Below are 19,910 nucleotides of genomic sequence, written 5' to 3'. Positions count from 1 at the left end.
TTTGAACGACTCGCGCAAATCCGCCTTTGCCCCGGTAGTCGATGCGCAGACCCGCGTGCTGGTCTGCGGCAGCCTGCCGGGAGAGGCGTCGCTGGCCGCTGGCCGGTATTACGCGCATCCCAAGAACCAGTTCTGGCGGCTGGTGGGTGGGGTGATCGGGCGCGATCTGGTCACGCTCGATTATCCCGAGCGGCTGGATGTGCTGCGCAGCACGGGCATCGGCCTGTGGGACACCGTCGCCAGCGCCACGCGCCGGGGCAGCCTCGATACCGCGATCAAGGCGGCGCAACTGGCACCCCTGGCACAACTGGCCGCCCGCCTGCCGGCCTTGCGCGCGATCGGCTTCAACGGGGCGACCGCGGCGCGCCATGGCCGCGCGCAAATGGCCGATCTTGCTGAAATTTCATTCATTCAACTGCCGTCAAGCAGCCCGGCCTATTGTGCGGTGACACTCGCGCAAAAGCAGCTGGAATGGAATTCTCTGCGGAAATTCCTCGATTGAGCGTTGCATTGTGCGGCAAGCGGGCCAATTCTTGCAGCCCATAAGAAGGAGGAAGGCGTGTCCAAGAAGGAAAACTGGGCCGGAACGGCTGTCCTGGCAGGAGCGGCGGCCGTCGGGTCTGCTGCACTGGCGGCGGCGCTGCTCTATACCAACCGCCGCAAGGAACGCGCCCAGAAGGTGGCCGACAAGACCCCGCTGGGCGATGCCCCCGAAACCGATTGAGGCCCCAAGACCGAACGACAGCAGGCGGGGCTGATCGTTTCCTGCCTGCACAGGCTATTTCCGCCGTTGCGCAGGGCGCGGCGGCGGCTATAGCGGGGGCATGGAACCGGTAAACCACATCGAAGGCCGCGCCATTCCGTTCGGCCGCAAGAACATCGACACCGACGTGATCATCCCGGCCAAGTGGCTCAAGACGATCAGTCGCGAGGGGCTCGGCCGTGGCGCGTTCGAAACGCTGCGCGCAGACCCTGACAACCTGTTCGACAGCGAAACGTTCAAAGGCGCGCCGATCCTCATCGCGGGCGACAACTTTGGCTGTGGTTCCAGCCGTGAACATGCCGCTTGGGCCCTGCTCGACCTGGGCATCAAGGCGGTCATCGCGCCGTCGTTTTCCGATATCTTTTCGGGCAACGCGTTCAAGAACGGCATCCTCACCGTGGTGATGCCGCAGGAACAGGTCGATCGCCTGCTCGAAGTGGCGCAGACCGATCCGATCGCGATCGATCTTGAGGCGCAGTCCGTGACCACGCCGTTCCAGGACCGCTTCACGTTCGAGATCGACGCGTTTCGCAAGCACTGCCTGATCAACGGGCTGGATGAAGTGGGCCTGACCTTGGCGCGCAGCGACGCGATCGGCGCATTCGAAGGCCAGGTGGCCGAGGCGCGGCCGTTCCTGGCACAGGGCACCGGCGTTCCGGCCTGATCGAGGCCGTCAGCCGACCGGCTCTGTCACCGGCGCCACGTCCACCGATACGGCCACGGTCTGCCCGCCGCCGCCGTGGAACACGCCGTCCATCGGCGCGACATCGGCATAGTCGCGGCCCATCGCGGTAAACACGTGGTCGGTTGAGGCCAGCATCGCGTTGGTGGGATCAAACCCCACCCAGCCCAGCGCGTCCCCACACCACAGCGCGGCCCAGGCGTGGGTGGCATCCGCGCCCACCAGGCGCGGCTGGCCCGGTGGGGGCAGGGTGCGCAGATAGCCACTGACATAGGCCGCGGGCAGCCCGTGGCCCCGCGCCGCCACGATCATCACATGGGCAAAATCCTGGCACACCCCATGGCGCGCGCGGAACGCGTCGAGCGGCGGGGTTTCGGCCGTGGTGGCGCTGCCATCATAGGTGAATTCATCGTGGATGGCGTGCATCAGGGCCAGCCCCGCATCCATCACGCTGCGCGCGCCGGCCAGGATCGGGCCGGCCCAGCCCACGATCTCGGGCGAAAGCGGGGTCATCGACGAGGGATAGATGTAGCTTGCCGGGCCCAGCGCGGAAAGATCGCGATGGGCGGCCGCCCGCGCGCCGATTTCGGCCACGCTGGGTGTCTTGGCCAACGCCAGTTCGGGATCGGGGGCGCGCACTTCCACGCGGAAGCTGCTTTCCACTTCCAGCGCATCGAGCGGCTCGCGAATGAACAGGCGGCTGCGGTTGACCAGGAACGGCCCGGCTTCTTCCTCCATCGACCACGGCACGGGCGCTACCGCCAGGCGGAAATCGCTGACGGATTGCGTGGGCCAGGGCGCGGGGCGCAGGCGCAGGTTGAACCGGGCGAGCCGCACTGGGGCGGCATAATCCACGCGGGTCTTGTGGCGGATATCGTAGATCATGCGAGCAAGCTGCTGCTGGCGCCACCGCCAGCCTTTTCGAACTGCAGGAAGTAGCGGGTGGAGATGGTGTCGGACAGCGTCAGCAGGCGCTGTTCCGCCTCGGCCAGCCGCGCCAGGTTCCACGCTTCCACCGGCAGGCTCGACAGCGGCGCCAGGATCGCACGCGCTTCCAGAAGCGGGGCTTCGGGCAGGTTGTCTTCGCGCAGCGCGGGCAGCGCCTCGATATGGCTGACCAGGGCCTGCGCCTGAAACGCCAGGGAGCGCGGGTTGGTGGGATCGAGCAGCAGCAGATCTAGCACCGGCGCCGTGCTCGGCGCGGCCAGATAGCGCGCGCGATAGGTGATCTGGCTGTCTGACAGATCGAGCAGCACGCCCAAGGCCTCTGGCGTTTCTATCCGGGCTGACAGCGCGCGCAGCGTCTGGCACAGCGCCACAGCGCGTTCCAGGCGGCGGCCCATGTCGAGGAAATGGCGCGAGGGGCCAAGCGTGAAGTTTTCCGCCAGCAGGCCCGACAGCGCCGAAAGCCGCTCGATCAACTCGCGCGCGGTGCGCAGCAACGCGCCGGCGCGATGGCCGTCCACCGGCGGCAGGGGGCGGCTGGCAATGCGCCAGAAATCGGTGGTGAAGCGATCGCGCAGGGTGAGGGCCGTGGCACGGATCGCGGCAAACAACGCGCCGACAGAGCCGTTCATCGCCGTGTCTGACAGCGCCGCGGCGCAGGCCTGGGGCATCGGCAAATCGGCCTCTTCGCGCGAGAGGGCGCCCCAGGTTACCATCAGATCAACCAGCCGCGCGATCACCTCGGGGCTGTGGCCGGCGGCGGCATCCACCTCGATCGAATTGCCCAGCACCGCGCGGATGATCCGCACTGTCGCTTCTGCGCGCTCGACATAGCGGCCGAACCAGAACAGGTTGTCGGCCGCCTGGCTTGCCAGGATACCACCGCCGCGCCGCACCGGGGGCGGCGCGCCCAGCGCCGAGGGCGTGGCGTTGACGGCAGCGGCATCGGCCTTGGTATCCACCACGCAGACATCGGCGGAAATATCGCCTTCGCCCATCATCGTGTTGACCATTTCGCCCGAGGAGGAGAGCCGGGCAAAGCCGCCGGGCATCACTGTCCACTCGCCCGCCGCATTGCGCGCCACGAACGCGCGGACGGTAAAGGCGCGCGGCACGAATGCCTCGCCGATTAGCGCCGGCGTGGTCGACAGGGTGACGATTTCCTGGCCGCAATAGTCCACCGGCCGGCGTGCCATGGCCGCCAGCAGGGCGCCGCGCTGCGCCTTGTCGAGGCTGCGCCCGGCTACGGCGCGGCCATGGGGCAGGCCTTCCACCCCGGCGCCGAACGCGGGGGTGATCATCAACTGGTCGAGGCGCGCGGCCACGTCCTGCGCCTCGCGCGGCTGGCCGCACCACCAGGTGGCGACATTGGGCAGGATCGGCGCTTCACCCAGCAGCACCGAGAACAGGCGCGGCATGAACGCGGCAAAGGCCGGTGCTTCCAGCACTTCGGCGCCGGGCCAATTGGCCAGCGTCAACCCGCCGCGGTCCAGCGCCTCGAACAGGTCGGGCACGCCGATCTCGGATCGCGCATCAAAGCGCAGCGGATCGAGCGCATTGGTATCGATCCAGCGCCACACCGCATCCACCCGCTTGGGCCCGGCAATGGTGCGCACATAGACGCGATCATCGCTGACCGTCAGGTCGCGCCCTTCCACCAGCGGAAAGCCGAGGTAGCGCGCCAGGTGTGCCTGTTCGGGATAGGACTGGTTGAAGCGGCCGGGGGTGAGCAGGGCGATGCGCGGGTTTTCGCGCTGGCATTCGCGGGCAATGCCGCCGCGCAGATCGGAAAAGAACTGCGCCAGGCGGCGCGCGCGCATGTCGGTCAACAATCCGCCGGTGACGCGCGAGAGCGCCAGGCGGTTTTCCAGGGCATAGCCGATGCCGTTGGCCAGCCGCAGCCGATCGCCCAGCACGCGCCACTGCCCGCGCGGCCCGCGCGCCAGATCGACCGCATAGACGTGGATATGCGGCCCGCTGCGCGGCGCCACACCCACCATCGAACGTGCAAAATAGCGGCTGCCGGCAATCAGTGCAGCGGGCAGATGGCCATCGGCCACCAAGCGCCCTTCGCCATAGATATCATCGACCACTGCTTCGAGCAGGCGCGCACGCTGCACCAGGCCGCGCTCTACCTCGGCCCATTCCTGCGCGCCGACGATCAGTGGCATGGGCGACAGCGGCCAGTCGCGCTCGTCATCCTCACCCGTCAGGCGGAACGACATGCCCAGGTCCAGGATCTGGCGCCCGACCAGTTCCTGCACGGCTACGCCAGCCTCTTCGCGCAGCGCCAGCAGGCTTTGCGCCGCGCGTTGCCAGGTCTGGGCCACATCGGGCGCGGCATCGCGATAGAGATCGCCCGCCCCCACATCCACCGGATAGGCGGCCAGGCCCGGCGCCGCGGCCGGATCAGGTTTGGCCGCCATGGTCTGGGCTGCCATCGGGTTCAGGCCAGCCCGGCGGGGCGGCGCAGATCGAGCGTCATGGGAAACTCCCCGGGCATTTCCGCCGGCGGCACGGGCAGGTGGCCAGGCGAATGGCCATGATCCTGGAACCGCGCCTTGCGCCGCGCCTGGGCTTCATAGCCGTTGACCGGTACCGAATCGTAATTGCGCCCGCCCGGATGGGCCACATGATAGACGCAGCCGCCCAGCGAGCGCTGGTTCCAGCTATCGAAGATATCGAAGGTTAGCGGGGCATGGGGCGGCAGCATCGGATGCAGGCAGTTGGCCGGCAGCCAGGCCTTGTAGCGCACGCCGCCCACGGCCTCTCCCGGCGTGCCGGTAAAGTTCAGCGGCACGCGGCGGCCATTGCAGGTGATGACATGGCGCCCTGGCACCAGGCCGCTGGCGCGCACCTGCAACCGCTCGGTCGAACTGTCGACATAGCGCACAGTGCCGCCGATCGCGCCGGTTTCACCCAGCACGTTCCATGGCTCCAGCGCGTGGCTCACTTCCAGGTGCACGCCCCCGCCTTCCACTTCGCCGTGCACGGGAAAGCGGAACTGGCGCTGCGCCTCGAACCACACGGGATCGAAATCATAGCCCGCGCCGCGCAGATCAGCCAGCACATCGAGGAAATCGGCCCAGACGAAGTGGGGCAGCATGAACTTGTCATGCAACTGCGTGCCCCAGCGCACCAGCGGGCCATCAATGGGTTGGCGCCAGAACCACGCGCATAGCGCGCGCAGCAGCAGTTGCTGGGCCAGCGACATGCGCGCGTCTGGCGGCATCTCGAACCCGCGAAATTCCACCAGGCCCAGCCGCCCGGTGGGGCCATCGGGCGAAAACAGCTTGTCGATGCAGATTTCGGTGCGGTGGGTGTTGCCGGTCACATCGACCAGCAGGTTGCGGAACAGGCGATCGACCACCCAGGCCAGCGGTTGCGGCTGATCGGGGCCGGGCACCTGGGCCAGCGCGATTTCCAGTTCATAGAGCCCGTCGTGCCGCGCCTCGTCGATGCGCGGCGCCTGGCAGGTGGGGCCGATGAACATGCCCGAAAACAGATAGCTGAGGCTGGGATGCCGCTGCCAATAGATCACGAAAGACTTGAGCAGGTCGGGCCGGCGGATGAATGGGCTGTCGAGCAGGGTGGGGCCACCCAGCACGATGTGATTGCCCCCGCCGGTGCCGATGGCGCGCCCGTCAACCATGAACTTGTCGGCGGTCAGCCCCACCTCGCGTGCGCATTGGTAAAGTGTTTCGGTGATCTCCACCGATTCGGCCCATGACGCGGCGGGCTGGATATTCACCTCGATCACGCCGGGATCGGGCGTGACCTTGAGCACCATCAGGCGCGGGTCGGGCGGCGGCGGATAGCCTTCGATGCGCACCGGCAGGCGCGTTTCCTCGGCCACCGCCTCGACGCTGGCGATCAGGTCGAGATAGTCTTCCAGCGTTTCGACCGGCGGGATGAACACGCACAGGTGATCGCCCTTGGGCTCTACCGAGATCGCCGTGCGCACCGCGCCTTCGATGGCGATGGTCTGTTCCACGCGGGTCTGCCGGCCCGGGCTGGCGCTGTGCAGGTCATGGCCCTGGGCGCGCGCCTCGCGGCTGCGGTCCTCGTGCGACATGGTGTCTGGCGTTGCCGCATCGCGCGTTTGCACCGCCCGTTCGATCGCCTGGGCCCGAAAATCGGCCAGGGGTTCGCGCGGCTCGGCCGTGTCGCGCGGGTGGATATAGGGATAAGCGGCCGGCGGCACGTGCGGCAGCGAATTGAGCGGCAGGCGATAGCCCAGCGCGCTGTCGCCGGGCACGGCAAACAGGGCGCCGCGGCGCAGCTTCCACTTTTCCGAATACCACTGCCGCAGCCCATGGGCACGGCGGGCCTGCCACGGTTGCTGGCGCTGGATTGGCAGAACATGGCCCACCGGCTTGGTCAAGCCGCGCTGGAACGTGCGGACAAAGCGCTGGCGCACTTCGGGATCGTCCAGCTTGGGATCGGTGGGCTCGGTATTTTCGGGCAGTTCGGCCTCGCGCACGATCCATTCGAGCGCGTCTTCATAAACCGGGGCGACGTTTTCCGGCGCCACGCCAAGCACAGTCGCGGTTTCGCGCAGGAACAGCGCGGCGTCATCGGCGTCAACTGTGGCGATGGCATCGGGCGTCGGCCGGTCGGGTGCGATCAGGTTCTCATCGCGCCAGATCGGCACGCCATCCTTGCGCCAATAGATCGAATAGCCCCAGCGCGGCAGGCTTTCCCCCGGATACCACTTGCCCTGGCCATGGTGCAGCAGCGATCCCGGCGCGAAATGGCCACGCAGCTTGCGGATCAGCTGGTCGGCATACCAGGCCTTGGTCGGCCCCACCGCGCTGCTGTTCCATTCCGGCGCCTCGAAATCGCCGTCGGCCACGAAGGTTGGCTCACCACCGATGGTCAGGCGCACGTCTTGCGCGGCGAGATCGGCATCGACCTGTTGGCCGAGCGCGTCGAGCGCGTCCCAGCGCGCCTCGGTGAACGGCTTGGTTATGCGCACCGCCTCGGCCAGGCGGGAAACCTCCATCTCGAAATGGAAATCGGAATGGACCGGCTCCAGCACCACGCCCTCGATCGGGGCGGCGGTGCGATAATGCGGCGTGGCGCACAGCGGAATGTGCCCTTCGCCAGCAAAAAGCCCCCAGGTGGCATCCAGCCCGATCCAGCCCGCACCGGGCAGATAGACTTCGGTCCAGGCATGCAGATCGCACACGTCCTGTGGCACGCCGGCCGGGCCATCCACCGCCGCGACATCAGGCGTCAGCTGGATCGAATAGCCCGAGACAAAGCGCGCGGCAAAGCCCAGGCGGCGCAGCAGCTGCACCAGCAGCCAGGCGGAATCGCGGCACGATCCAGTGCCCACGTCCAGGGTTTCTTCCGGCGCCTGCACCCCCGGTTCCATGCGGATGACATAGCCGATGCGCTGGTTTACCGCCTGGTTGATCGCCACCAGGAAGTCGATGGTGCGGCCCTCGTACCCGGTGAACTGGGTGAGGATTTCCTCGAACAGCGGGCCCTGCGTCTCGGTTTCGCGGTAGGCGGCCAGATCTGCCTGCAATTCCTCTGCATAGGCAAAGGGATAGGTTTCGGCATAGTCTTCAACAAAGAAGTCGAACGGATTGATCACGACCAGATCGGCCAAAAGATCGACGGCAATCTCGAAATGATCGATCGGATCGGGAAAAACGATCCGGGCCAGCCAGTTGCCGTAGGGGTCTTGCTGCCAGTTGATGAAGTGATTGGCCGGGCTGATCTTCAAGGAGTAATTGGGCACTGCGGTGCGGCTATGCGCCGCCGGCCGCAATCGGATCACCTGCGGCCCCAATCGAACCGGCTTGGCATAGGAATAGCGCGTGAGGTGATGGAGGCCCGCCTTGATCATGGCTGTGGAGGTTGCCCCAATTCATGCTGCGCTGCAACGCACAATCGAACGGCGCGCGTAGCCTCGCACCACCCCCAGCCCCTCCTCTTCAGAGGAGGGGGGCGAGGGGTGGTGGAAGCTGCTCACCGAGGTCAGCCTTCTTGCCCCCACCATAGGCCGGGATCGCCAATTTCCAGCGGATCGCCGCAGCGCGCAGGGCAAAGCCGGCCAGCGCCGATACCGCCCAGACCCAGCCCTTGGGCAGGTGCAGCGCCTGCCCCGCCGAACACAGCGCGGCGGCCAGCGCGGCGGCGGTGACATAGAGCTCGGGGCGCATGATGATCGACGGGCGCCCGGCCACGCAATCGCGGATCACGCCGCCCACGCAGCCGGTGATCACCCCCATCATGAAGGCCGGCACCGGCGGAATGCCATAGGCCAGCGCCTTGGTCGTGCCCAAGACGGCATAGGCGCCCAGGCCCACCGCATCGGCCCATTCCAGCGCGGCGCCGCGCCACCAGCGGTGCGGGGTGAGCCAGCACAGCACTGCCATGCCCAGGCATACCAGCGCGACCCAGCGATCATGCACCCAGAACACCGGCGCACCGATCAGCAGATCGCGCACCGAACCGCCGCCCACCCCGGTGATCACCGCGAAAAAGCACATGGTCACCAGGGTCTGCCGCATGCGCGCGGCCACCAGTGCGCCCGACAGCGCAAACACGGCGATGCCGGCCAGATCGGCCAGGCCAATCACGGCGGGCAGAGCGGGCGCCACCGCATGGGGCAGCGAGGTGGGCAGGGGAGGAACCAGGGGCATGGCACTACCCTTGCCTTGGCGATCAGTGCATGTCGAGGCTGACCGTGGCGGTTCCGGTGCCTTCGACCGGCAGATACAGCCCCTGGCCGGCTGCCTTGAGCTGGCCAGTGCGCACATCCTCGATCCGCGCGCGGATGATGAAATCGCCGGTGCGCTTTTCGGTCAGCGCGCGGTCGATCTTGCCCATCAGCTTGGCATAGTCGTTCTCGAAATTCTGGGCGAGCGCTGCCGCGATCGTTTCGGAAAGGCCCGGCGCATTGGCGAGGCCCAGCAGGACATCGGTGCCGGTGCTGTCGGTCACGCCGGAAACCGCCAGATCGGCAAAGCCGACCTTGCGCGAATTGGGCGCGTTGACCGGGGTGCCGGTCAGCCACACGGTGCCATGCGCCGTGTGGGGCGCAGCATCGACGGCAAACTGCACGCCCACCGCCACCTTGCCGCCGCGCGTGCCATAGCACGTCACTTTGCCAAAGCGGGCGGTGATCGGGCCGAGGCCCGGCACATCGAACGGTCGGGCCGATCGCTTGACCAGCGCGCGGGCGATCACCGGCTCCAGTTCGCGGTAATCGGCAATCACCGGAATGACGAACAGCATCCGCCCCGGCGTGGTTTCCAGCTTGCGCACGGGCGGCAGCGGCGTGACGGCCGGATCGGGCGGCCGGTTGCCGACAAAGGTTTCGGTCTGCGCATGCATGCCCAGGCGCAGCACCAGGCGCCGCCCTTCCACAGCATAGCCGCCATAGCGCAAGTCATGCGGCGTGACCCGCATCCACACCGGGGGATTGGCGTGGTTGAGTTCCAGCGAGGTGAACGCGCTGGCCCAGGCCTTGCCAATCTCGCGGTCGAGATGCAGCTTGTCCAATTCCTGTGGTAGCGTGCGCTCCAGCCGCGCGACCACGTCCTTGAGCTTGGCATCAGCCTTGTCGGTAAAGGTGATACGCTGGCCCAGGAAATCGATGCCGGGGGCTTTGGTCCAGTCATAGTGGATATCGAGCGTGGCGCGCGGTTTCCAGTCGTTGGCCAGCGACAGCCGCACATGGGCGTGCACCACGGCATCGCCAGTGGCGGTTTCCTGCTTGAACACGCCGGCAATATCCTTGGCGCGCAGCGTGGCATGCAGCGGCAGCGTGACCACCAGATCCTGGCCCTGGCCCGCCAGCGTGATCGGCCCGCGCACCACATCGCCCACGATGCGGCATTCCACGCGCGGTGTCTTGAGCTTGACCCCCAGCACCTTGACTCGCTGCGAGGCCAGGCAATCCTGCCCGGGCTTGTCGATCGACCACAACTGGCGCGGCACCTCGCGTTCGAGCGCGGCGCTCAGTTCGTCCAGCCGGGCGACGATCGGCACGGCGATAGTCGAGGCCTGGGGCGGCACGGCGATGGCATCGTTGGCGCGCGGCGGCGCCTCTGTCACCGGGCTGTGGTGGCAGCCGGCCAGCAGGATCGATGCGGTCAGCGCCGCTGCGCTGCCGACCTTACGCGAGAGTGTCATGTGCTGTTGCCCCGTTTGGGCGCACTACGCACCAAGACCGGGCAAAGTTCCCGGCGCCATGATGGCGCCCGTTCGCCCATGAAAAAGGCCGCGCCCGGTTGCCCCGGCGCGGCCTTGTTTCATCGGTTGTGCCAAAAGGCGATCAGATGTGGATCGGCTTTTCGCGGATACCCATTGCCGCTTCCTTGAGCGCTTCCGAATGGGTCGGGTGCGCGTGGCAGGTATAGGCGATGTCTTCCGAGGTAGCGCCAAATTCCAGCGCCAGCGCGGCTTCGGCGATCATCGTGCCGGCCACCGAGGCAATCGCCCACACGCCCAGCACGCGGTCGGTCTGCGCATCGGCAATGACCTTCACGAAGCCATCGGGCTCGTGGTTGGTCTTGGCGCGGCTGTTGGCCAGCATGGGGAACTTGCTGACCTTGATCTTCGACTGGTCGCCGCCGGCCTTTTCCAGCGCGGCTTCCTGGGTCAGGCCCACGCCGGCAAATTCGGGGAAGGTATAGACCACGCCGGGGATCACGTCGTGGTTGACGATCCCCGTCAGGCCCGCGATGTTTTCGGCCACGGCAATGCCTTCGTCCTCGGCCTTGTGCGCCAGCATCGGGCCGGGGATCACGTCACCGATGGCCCACACGCCGTCCACCTTGGTGCGGAAATCGTGGTCGGTTTCGATCTGGCCGCGACCGTTCAGTTCCAGGCCGATCTTGTCGAGCCCGAGGCCATCGGTGTTAGGCTTGCGGCCGATGGCCACCAGCACGCAATCGGCTTCGATCGTTTCGGCAGCGCCGCCGGCCGAAGGCTCGACCGTGAGCGTCGCCTTGCTGCCTTCCACGGCCACGCCGGTGACCTTGGTCGAGAGCTTGAGCGCCATGCCCTGCTTCTTGAAGATCTTGGCGGCTTCCTTGCGCACGTCGCCGTCCATGCCGGGCAGCAGCTGGTCAAGGTATTCCACCACAGTGACCTTGGCACCCAGGCGGCGCCAGACCGAACCCAGTTCCAGGCCGATCACGCCGCCACCGATCACCACCAGGTGTTCGGGCACGCGGTCGAGCGCGAGGGCACCGGTCGAATCGACCACCACGCCGGCGTCATTGTCCACGGTCACGCCCGGCAGCGGGGTGACCGACGAACCGGTGGCGATGACGATGTGCTTGGCCGAAATCTTTTGCCCGGCCACGGTGACGCTGTGCGCGTCTTCGAACGTGGCATAGCCCTTGAGCCAGGTGATCTTGTTCTTCTTGAACAGGAATTCGATGCCGCCGGTCAGGCCCTTGACCGAGTCGAGCTTCTGCGCCTGCATGGCAGAGAGGTCCAGTTCCACCGGGCCGGTCTTGATGCCATAGTTGGCAAAGGTGCCGTTGACGGCTTCGTCGTACTTTTCCGAACCGTGCAGCAGCGCCTTCGACGGGATGCAGCCCACGTTGAGGCAGGTGCCGCCCAGCGTTTCGCGCCCTTCGGCGCACGCAGTCTTGAGGCCCAGATGGGCCGCGCGGATCGCCGCGACATAGCCGCCCGGGCCAGCGCCGATCACCAGGACATCATAATCATATTCAGCCATTGCGGCCTCCTGTTCGCGCGTTCCCGAAAACGGTGGCGGGACTGGCGCGACTTATCACACAAGTTCGCGTGGATGCACGCTGGCGCGCCCGGCGGTGGTCACCGGGCGCGCCGTGCAGTGCCGATCAGAGATCGATCAGCAGGCGGGTGGGATCTTCGATCGCTTCCTTGATGGTCTTGAGGGCGGTAACCGCCTCGCGACCGTCGATGATGCGGTGGTCATACGACAGGGCGATGTACATCATCGGGCGGATCACGATCTCGCCGTTGCGGACCACGGGGCGGTCCTCGATGCGGTGCAGGCCCAGCACGGCCGACTGCGGCGGGTTGATGATCGGGGTGGACATCAGGCCACCAAACACGCCGCCGTTGGAAATCGTGAAGGTGCCGCCCTTCATGTCTTCCATGGTCAGCGCGCCTTCGCGGGCCTTCTTGCCGAAATCGCCGATCGCCTTTTCGATGCCGGCGAACGAGAGCTTGTCAGCGTCGCGCACCACCGGAACGACCAGGCCGTTCGGCGCCGAGACGGCCACCGAGATATCGACATAGTCGTGATAGACGATTTCATCGCCCTGGATCTGGGCGTTGACGGCCGGAATGTCCTTGAGCGCCAGGCACGAAGCCTTGGCGAAGAAAGACATGAAGCCCAGCTTCACGCCGTGCTTCTTCTCGAACACGTCCTTGTACTTCTCGCGCGCGGCCATCACCGCCGACATGTCCACGTCGTTGAACGTGGTGAGCAGGGCAGCGTTTTCCTGCGCGCTCTTGAGGCGCTTGGCGATGGTCTGGCGCAGGCGCGTCATCTTGACGCGTTCCTCGTTGCGGCCGGGAGCAGCAACGGCCGCAGGCACGGCAGCCGTGGCGGCCGGCGCCGGCGAGGCTGCCTTGGCCTGGGCTGCGGCGAGCACGTCTTCCTTGGTCAGGCGGCCGTCCTTGCCGGTGCCCTTGACGGTGGAAGGATCGATGCCGTGCTCCAGCACCGCGCGGCGCACCGCCGGCGACAGCGCGGCAGCGCCGGCATCGTCACCAGCAGGGGCCGAAGCAGGGACAGCCGCAGCAGCAGCCGGGGCCGGCGCGGCGGCCGGAGCCACTGTGTCGGACGCGGGCGGCACGGGCTTTTCCTCGCGCGGGGCAACCGGCACGTTGCCGGCTGCGGCAACGCCGTCTTCCACGGTGCCGAGCAGCGCGCCAACCGTGACGGTTTCGCCTTCGGCAACCAGGATCTGGCCCAGCACGCCGGCAACGGGCGAGGGCACTTCGACGGCAACCTTGTCGGTTTCGAGGCTGACGATGGGCTCGTCCAGAGCCACCGCTTCGCCGGGCTTCTTCAGCCACTGGCCGACCGTCGCTTCGCTGACGCTTTCACCGAGCGTCGGAACCTTGACTTCGATGGACATGACTTGGTGTTCCTTGGGGAGAATTCAGGTGGACGAAACGGCCGGTCAGGCCTTCTTCTTGCGGCGGATTTCCTCGCGCACCGACAGCGCCAGCGCATCGGCCACCAGGGCGGCCTGCTCGGCATTGTGGCGCTTGGCCAGGCCCGTGGCGGGCGAGGCCGAGGCGGAACGGCCGGCATAGCGGGGGCGCGTGACCTTGCCCTTGGCAGCCTTGAGCGATTCCTCGATCAGCGGCTCGGCAAAGAACCACGAACCGTTGTTCTTGGGCTCTTCCTGGCACCACACCACGTCTTCCAGATTGGTCATGCGCGACAGGCGCAGAGCCAGCGGCTCACCCGGGAAGGGATAGAGCTGCTCGATCCGGATGATCTGGGTATCGGTGATGCCGGCCGCATCGCGTGCCTCGATCAGGTCATAGGCGACCTTGCCCGAGCACAGCACCACGCGGCGGGTGTCGCGGTCTTCCGGTGCCGACGGATCGGACAGGATGCGCTTGAACTGCGCTTCACCCAGGAAATCGGTCGCGGTCGACTTGGCCAGCGGGTGGCGCAGCAGCGACTTGGGCGTCATGATGATCAGCGGCTTGCGGAACGAGCGGTGCATCTGCCGGCGCAGCACGTGGAAGTAGTTGGCCGGGCTGGTGATGTTGCAGACCTGCAGGTTGTCTTCCGCGCAGAGCTGGAGATAGCGCTCAAGGCGGGCCGAGGAGTGTTCCGGACCCTGGCCTTCATAGCCGTGCGGCAGCAGCATGACGAGACCGTTGGCGCGCAGCCACTTGGCTTCCGATGCGGCGACGTACTGGTCGATCACGATCTGGGCGCCGTTGGCAAAGTCACCGAACTGCGCTTCCCACAGCACAAGCGTCTTGGGATCGGCGCTGGCATAGCCGTATTCGAAGCCGAGCACGCCATATTCCGACAGCGGGCTGTCGAGCACTTCGAAGCGGCCGTGGGGCAGCGTCGCGAGCGGCACGTACTTGTGCTCGTCGGTCTGGTCGACCCACACCGCGTGGCGCTGGCTGAACGTGCCGCGGCCGCAATCCTGGCCCGAGAGGCGCACGTTGTAGCCTTCGGTGACCAGGCTGCCATAGGCCAGCGCTTCGGCCGTGGCCCAGTCGAACCCGTTGCCGGTGTTGAACATCTCGCGCTTGGCATCGAGCACGCGGCCCAGCGTCTTGTGGACGGTCAGGCTTTCGGGAACCGAGGTCAGCGTGCGGCCCAGGCTGTCGAACAGCTTCTGTTCGATGCCGGTGGCCACGTTGCGGCGCGCCGTCACCGGGTCGGCCGGCTTGTTGAGGCCTGCCCATCGTCCGCCGAACCAGTCGGCCTCGTTGGCCTTGTAGCTCTTGGCGGCTTCGAACTCGTTTTCGAGCGTGGCGGTGAAGTGGTCTTCCACGTCACCCTTCCAGCCCTTGTCGATCACGCCCTCGGCGGCCAGACGCTCGGCATAGAGCGTCGAGACGGCCGGATGCTTCTTGATCTTGGCGTACATCAGCGGCTGCGTGAACGAGGGCTCGTCGCCTTCGTTGTGGCCGAAGCGGCGGTAGCACCACATGTCGATCACGATGTCGCGGCCGAACTGCTGGCGATAGTCGATCGCCAGCTTGCACGCGAAGGTCACCGCTTCGGGATCATCGCCGTTGACGTGGATGATCGGCGCCTGGACGCCCTTGGCCACGTCAGAGGGGTAGGGCGAGCCGCGCGAGAACTGCGGGCTGGTGGTGAAGCCGATCTGGTTGTTGATGATGAAGTGGATGCAACCGCCGGTGTTGTAGCCCTGCACGCCGGAAAAGCCGAAGCATTCCCAGACGATGCCCTGGCCGGCAAAGGCGGCGTCGCCATGGATCAGCACCGGCAGCACCTGCTTGTGCTTGCCCGGGCCCACGTCATCGCGGAACTGCTGCTGGGCCAGCGTCTTGCCCAGCACGATGGGGTCCACCGTTTCCAGGTGCGACGGGTTGGGCAGCAGGCTCATGTGCACCTTGGTGCCGTCGAACTCGCGGTCGGTGCTGGTGCCCAGGTGATACTTCACGTCGCCCGAACCGCCCACGTCTTCGGGGTTGGCGCTGCCGCCCGAGAATTCGTGGAAGATCACGCGATAGGGCTTGGCCATCACGTTGGCGAGGATGTTCAGGCGGCCGCGGTGGGCCATGCCATAGATGATTTCCTTCACCCCGCGCTGGCCGCCGTACTTGATCACCGCTTCGAGCGCGGGGATCATCGACTCGCCGCCGTCCAGGCCAAAGCGCTTGGTGCCGACATACTTCTTGCCGAGGAACTTCTCGTACTGCTCGCCGCGCACCACGGCCGACAGAATCGCCTTCTTGCCCTCGGGCGTGAAGTCGATCGACTTGTCGCCGCCTTCGATGCGGTCCTGCAGGAACTTGCGCTCCTCCACGTCGGAGATGTGCATGTATTCCAGGCCGACCTTGCCGCAATAGTTCTTGCGCAGGATCTCGACCACTTCGCGCACGGTGCCCCATTGCAGGCCCAGCGTTCCGCCCAGATAGATCTTGCGATCCATGTCCTTGGGCAGGAAGCCATGGTATTCGGGGCTGAGGTCGGCCGGCAGGTACTGCTTGGACAGGCCCAGCGGATCAAGGTCTGCCGCCAGGTGGCCGCGCACGCGATAGGTGCGCACCAGCAGCATCACGCGCAGGCTGTCGTTGGCCGCCTGTTCCAGCGCGGCTTCGTCCAGCGCGGCGCCGGCCTTCTTGGCGGCCTTGGCGACCTCGACCTTGATGGTCATGGGATCGAGCGCACGGGTCAGATCATCGCCGGCGAGCGCGTCGGTAATCGGCCAGCGCTTGGACTGCCAGGACGGACCCTGCTGCGGCGCATCCTGTGAAGGATCAACTTCGTACTCGTGCACGTCCTGTGCCATGGTCAATTCACTCCTGTGCCCCCGGGGAGGGGAGGGGCTTCGGAAAAAGGTTGTGGGCAGAGTGCATACCGGCGCAGCCTGCCTGTGACTGTCATCGCTTTCCCGCCGCCATGGCCGGACCGGCCGCCCTGCGCATGCCTTGCGCGCAATGGGCCAGGTATCCTTAATGGCGTCTGGTCAGCGCCCTTCGCAAAGGGTCTTATCGCTTTTGCCGGCCTGAAAAACAGCCCGGTAGAAGGTGCCGCGGCCGCCCGGGAAAGGACGGCCGCGAACCATGCTGCCATCAGGCGAGCGAGGGATCGATGCCCTTGCACGCCACCAGCAGTTCCTTGACCGCGTCGACCGAGACCTGGAGGTTGGCCTTGGCGGTTTCATCGAGGTTGATCTCGATGACCTTTTCCACGCCGCCGGCGCCGATCACCACCGGCACGCCGACATAGAGGCCGTCAACGCCATAGGCGCCGTCGACATGGGCGGCGCAGGGCAGGATGCGCTTCTGGTCGTTGAGATAGGCTTCGGCCATGGCGATGCCCGAGGCGGCCGGGGCATAGAACGCCGAACCGGTCTTGAGCAGGCCGACGATTTCGCCGCCGCCCGAACGGGTGCGGGCGACGATCGCGTCGATCTTTTCCTGGGTGGAAGCGCCCATCTTGATCAGGTCGGTGACGGGAATGCCGGCGACGGTGGAATATTCCACGACCGGAACCATGGTGTCGCCATGGCCGCCCAGCACGAACGAGTTCACGTCACGCACCGAAACGCCGAATTCCCAGGCGAGGAACGTGCTGAAGCGTGCCGAGTCGAGCACGCCAGCCATGCCGACCACCTTGTTGGCGGGCAGGCCGGAGAATTCGCGCAGCGCCCAGACCATCGCGTCGAGCGGGTTAGTGATGCAGATCACGAAGGCGTCGGGCGCGTTGTCGCGGATGCCTTCGCCGACCGACTTCATCACCTTGAGGTTGATGCCGAGCAGGTCATCGCGGCTCATGCCGGGCTTGCGCGCCACGCCAGCCGTCACGATGATGACGTCCGCGCCAGCGATGTCCTTGTAATCGTTGGTGCCGATGATCTTGGCGTCAAAGCCTTCGACCGGGCCGCACTGCGAGAGATCGAGGGCCTTGCCCTGCGGAACGCCTTCCACCACGTCGAACAGGACGATGTCGCCCAGTTCCTTCTGCGCGGCCAGATGCGCCAGAGTGCCACCGATGTTACCCGCGCCAATGAGCGCGATCTTCTTGCGTGCCATGTGCTTTACGGTCCTTTCCCGGAGTCGTCGCGGGACAAGCGTTCAAGCGTTGCCGACTCAAGCCCCCGGATGGAGGTCCCCCCGCGCCCGCGAGACGGGAAGGGTTGCCGGCAAGTGGAGGGGCACGTAGGCCTGCCCGAGAGGGATTGCAACCGCAAAAAACCCCGCATCTGCGGGTTTCTTTGATATCAGTTCGCAATAGCGTTAAGTGGTAAATCTACCGTTCATACGAATGCGACAGGCAAGCCCTTTGCCGCGTTTCAGAACGGTGCGGCCGCCGGGTTTTTTCAGGCGTGCCGGCGATGGGCGCAGCCATGACCGGCTCGGCACGATGGTGCGACGAACCGGGCAGCGTTTGACGAAGCCTTTTCGGCTTGCTGCGTGAAATTCATCCGAGCCCGGCAAGTTCCCGGCGCAGGGCAATGGCCTTGCGGCGATCGAGCGTGTGGCACACCTGCGCCCACCAATCCGCCTGTTCCGCGTCCCCGGCCATCGCCGCGCGGGTGGCGGCGCGGGCAGCTTGCCCGGCAGCGGCATGGCCATGACTGGCAAACAGGCGCAGCGCTTCGGCCAGCAGGGCGTCCTCGGCCAGTCGATCAGCGAGGCGCCCGGCCATGGCGCGTACCGGCGAGGGATAGTCCTGGGCTGCCTGGAGCGACCAGGCCGGATTGTCGTTGGCAGGGCGCGGCACGCGGCCGGCGGGCCGGCGGAGACAGGGCGAGATCATGCCATAGCGAGGGGCGAAACGCAGCATGCGCGGGTGGTCTCCGTTCTTCATCGCGACACCGAAAGTTCGGCTTTTTTCGTGTTCAAAGCCGATTTCGGGGTAAACTTCCTGGCGGCTCTGCCGTCCTTCTACGGGGCGTTGCGCTAACAGGGCGTGAGATGAGACGGTAAACGGGACATTGATGTTCCCGCCGACGCGGCCAAGCGTGCCGATGCAGCGCCTGGCCGGGTTCAATCAGCCTTTAGCCATGCGGCTGGGCAATCCATTTTCCGGCGTTTTCATAGGTTTCCCGCGCTTCCGGGCGAAGCTGCGGGCTGGGGGCGCCGGGCAGCGGCGTGGCCGGTGGCGGCGCGGCGCTGGCCGAGATCGGCCGCTGCGGCGCCTGGCTGGGGCTGTCCATGATGCTCACCGTGGCGCCCAGGGCCGAAGCACCGGTGTGTTCGAGCGCGCTGATGCGGCCTTCCTCGAACGCCTTTTCCAGCGTCACGGGATCGGCCACGTCGGCCGCGGCCGGCACCCAGCTGCGCGGATGGGGCGCGGCGAGCGGTTCGCCGCCGTGATAGCTGGCGTTGAAGGCGGCGGGCTGCCCGGCCGATCCGGCCCAGCGATAGAAGCGATGCGCGCCGATCGTGCCGATGAAGGCCAGCTTGTCTGACCATAGCGGATGGACCGCGCTGGTATGGTAATGCGTGGCCAGGCCCACCGGGGCAAACACGTTGCCCGCCAGGGCATCGGCTGCCACGCGCCGGGCGCGGTCCCAGAACTGTTGCACCGGACGGCGCGCCATCGCGCCGTCGCAGGCAAAGCTGAACTGGCAGCCGGGGCGTTCCGATCCTTGGAACACCACGCCGCAAACCGTCTTGGGAAAGGCCGGGTGCGCCACGCGGTTGAGCACGACCTGCGCCACCGCGCGCTGCCCGGCATCCGGTTCGGACGCGGCTTCGTAATAGATCGCGGTGGTCAGGCATTGCAGTGCGCGCCAGCGGTCTTCGCCGCTGCCGGTGGCAAACAGCGGGCGTGCTGCCGGATTGGCAGACCAGGGCGTGGTGGTGGTGCCATCATCGGCGTCGCTGCGGATGGCGCCCACTTGCCTGTCCCAGGCGCGGGCGGCGTCCTGCGGGGCAAGCAGGCCGCTGTCTTGCGCCGACACATAATAGAACGCCGAGCCGGGAAAGCTTTCGCCCGCCCGCTCGAAAGGTTGCAGCCCGCCGTTGCGATCCTGCGCTGCGGCGGCATCGCTGCCGGGCGAACCCCAGCCGATCGCGCCGAGCACCAGGCCCAGCGCGCCGATCGCGGCAATACCGGCGGCCCGCTCGGCCAGGCGCGAGGGCGCGCGATGCTGGTGGCGCCACGAGGTCATGTCGCGGCGGCGGATGCGTGCGGCAAAATCGCGGGGGCGCACCGGCGGCAGCGTAAGCGCCGCGATCAGCGCGCCATCGGCCTGCCGCTGCCCGGCCAGGGCGACGCGCTCTTCCGGCCCCGGCGGCGGCATCAGCGCCTTGGGCGGAAGGGTGGGCGTGGCGCCGGTGAAGGGAATCGGGTCTGGCATAGGGCGT

At 66.8% G+C, this 19,910-nt stretch carries 14 protein-coding genes; 3 read left to right on the top strand and 11 right to left on the bottom strand.

Annotation, left to right across the window (positions count from 1 at the left end):
• Position 1 precedes the first annotated feature (1 nt).
• The 3 genes from IP65_RS02470 (at position 2) to leuD (ending at position 1,427) form a co-directional block, all read left to right on the top strand.
• Positions 2-502, top strand: a complete 501-nt coding sequence (locus IP65_RS02470; protein WP_022677103.1) for a DNA-deoxyinosine glycosylase — start codon at positions 2-4, stop codon at positions 500-502.
• 57 nt (positions 503-559) lie between these two features.
• Complete coding sequence (locus IP65_RS21225) at positions 560-724, top strand: hypothetical protein (protein WP_022677102.1); 165 nt, start codon at positions 560-562, stop codon at positions 722-724.
• Positions 725-824: 100 nt separating this feature from the next.
• Positions 825-1,427, top strand: a complete 603-nt coding sequence (gene leuD / locus IP65_RS02465; protein WP_054130626.1) for a 3-isopropylmalate dehydratase small subunit — start codon at positions 825-827, stop codon at positions 1,425-1,427.
• Positions 1,428-1,436: 9 nt separating this feature from the next.
• Here leuD and IP65_RS02460 read toward each other — a convergent pair whose 3' ends face one another.
• The 11 genes from IP65_RS02460 to IP65_RS02410 all read right to left on the bottom strand — a co-directional run bounded on the left by IP65_RS02460 (position 1,437) and on the right by IP65_RS02410 (position 19,903).
• Complete coding sequence (locus IP65_RS02460; protein ID WP_054130625.1) at positions 1,437-2,330, bottom strand: transglutaminase family protein; 894 nt, start codon at positions 2,328-2,330, stop codon at positions 1,437-1,439.
• Positions 2,327-4,831 (bottom strand): circularly permuted type 2 ATP-grasp protein, encoded by a 2,505-nt coding sequence (locus IP65_RS02455; protein ID WP_231627521.1) that lies wholly within the window; start codon positions 4,829-4,831, stop codon positions 2,327-2,329. Before IP65_RS02455 ends, IP65_RS02460 begins: the two co-directional genes overlap by 4 nt.
• Before the next feature lie 5 nt (positions 4,832-4,836).
• Positions 4,837-8,250 carry a DUF2126 domain-containing protein gene (locus IP65_RS02450; protein ID WP_054130624.1) on the bottom strand — a complete coding sequence of 1,138 codons (3,414 nt, stop codon included), beginning with the start codon at positions 8,248-8,250 and terminating at the stop codon, positions 4,837-4,839.
• 88 nt (positions 8,251-8,338) lie between these two features.
• Entirely contained in the window at positions 8,339-9,049 is a 711-nt protein-coding gene (locus IP65_RS02445; RefSeq protein WP_156306359.1) for a trimeric intracellular cation channel family protein, read from the bottom strand.
• Positions 9,050-9,071: 22 nt separating this feature from the next.
• Entirely contained in the window at positions 9,072-10,544 is a 1,473-nt protein-coding gene (locus IP65_RS02440) for a DUF4403 family protein (RefSeq protein ID WP_054130623.1), read from the bottom strand.
• A 142-nt stretch (positions 10,545-10,686) separates the two neighbouring features.
• Entirely contained in the window at positions 10,687-12,102 is a 1,416-nt protein-coding gene (lpdA, locus tag IP65_RS02435; protein WP_054130622.1) for a dihydrolipoyl dehydrogenase, read from the bottom strand.
• Positions 12,103-12,226: 124 nt separating this feature from the next.
• On the bottom strand, positions 12,227-13,498 hold the full coding sequence (odhB, locus tag IP65_RS02430; RefSeq protein ID WP_054130621.1) for a 2-oxoglutarate dehydrogenase complex dihydrolipoyllysine-residue succinyltransferase: 1,272 nt from the start codon (positions 13,496-13,498) through the stop codon (positions 12,227-12,229).
• A 45-nt stretch (positions 13,499-13,543) separates the two neighbouring features.
• Positions 13,544-16,381 (bottom strand): 2-oxoglutarate dehydrogenase E1 component, encoded by a 2,838-nt coding sequence (locus IP65_RS02425; protein WP_054130620.1) that lies wholly within the window; start codon positions 16,379-16,381, stop codon positions 13,544-13,546.
• Between the two features lie 283 nt (positions 16,382-16,664).
• Positions 16,665-17,627 carry a malate dehydrogenase gene (gene mdh / locus IP65_RS02420; RefSeq protein ID WP_022675965.1) on the bottom strand — a complete coding sequence of 321 codons (963 nt, stop codon included), beginning with the start codon at positions 17,625-17,627 and terminating at the stop codon, positions 16,665-16,667.
• 388 nt (positions 17,628-18,015) lie between these two features.
• Positions 18,016-18,405 (bottom strand): hypothetical protein, encoded by a 390-nt coding sequence (locus IP65_RS02415; protein WP_231627520.1) that lies wholly within the window; start codon positions 18,403-18,405, stop codon positions 18,016-18,018.
• A 190-nt stretch (positions 18,406-18,595) separates the two neighbouring features.
• Entirely contained in the window at positions 18,596-19,903 is a 1,308-nt protein-coding gene (locus IP65_RS02410) for a cell wall hydrolase (RefSeq protein WP_231627519.1), read from the bottom strand.
• Between the last annotated feature and the right edge of the window lie 7 nt (positions 19,904-19,910).

It is taken from the genome of Novosphingobium sp. AAP1 (assembly GCF_001295765.1).
GTDB classification, from domain to species: domain Bacteria; phylum Pseudomonadota; class Alphaproteobacteria; order Sphingomonadales; family Sphingomonadaceae; genus Novosphingobium; species Novosphingobium capsulatum.
Note: the sequence above shows the minus strand (reverse complement) of the source record. Positions and strands in the feature narration are given on the sequence as shown.

Bases quoted from the DNA above. Each gene is read 5' to 3' on its own strand.
- leuD (WP_054130626.1), top strand. From the start codon at position 825: ATGGAACCGGTAAACCACATCGAAGGCCGCGCCATTCCGTTCGGCCGC.
- IP65_RS02460 (WP_054130625.1), bottom strand. From the start codon at position 2,330: ATGATCTACGATATCCGCCACAAGACCCGCGTGGATTATGCCGCCCCA.
- IP65_RS02455 (WP_231627521.1), bottom strand. From the start codon at position 4,831: ATGGCAGCCCAGACCATGGCGGCCAAACCTGATCCGGCCGCGGCGCCG.
- IP65_RS02450 (WP_054130624.1), bottom strand. From the start codon at position 8,250: ATGATCAAGGCGGGCCTCCATCACCTCACGCGCTATTCCTATGCCAAG.
- IP65_RS02445 (WP_156306359.1), bottom strand. From the start codon at position 9,049: ATGCCCCTGGTTCCTCCCCTGCCCACCTCGCTGCCCCATGCGGTGGCG.
- IP65_RS02440 (WP_054130623.1), bottom strand. From the start codon at position 10,544: ATGACACTCTCGCGTAAGGTCGGCAGCGCAGCGGCGCTGACCGCATCG.
- lpdA (WP_054130622.1), bottom strand. From the start codon at position 12,102: ATGGCTGAATATGATTATGATGTCCTGGTGATCGGCGCTGGCCCGGGC.
- odhB (WP_054130621.1), bottom strand. From the start codon at position 13,498: ATGTCCATCGAAGTCAAGGTTCCGACGCTCGGTGAAAGCGTCAGCGAA.
- IP65_RS02425 (WP_054130620.1), bottom strand. From the start codon at position 16,381: ATGGCACAGGACGTGCACGAGTACGAAGTTGATCCTTCACAGGATGCG.
- mdh (WP_022675965.1), bottom strand. From the start codon at position 17,627: ATGGCACGCAAGAAGATCGCGCTCATTGGCGCGGGTAACATCGGTGGC.
- IP65_RS02415 (WP_231627520.1), bottom strand. From the start codon at position 18,405: ATGAAGAACGGAGACCACCCGCGCATGCTGCGTTTCGCCCCTCGCTAT.
- IP65_RS02410 (WP_231627519.1), bottom strand. From the start codon at position 19,903: ATGCCAGACCCGATTCCCTTCACCGGCGCCACGCCCACCCTTCCGCCC.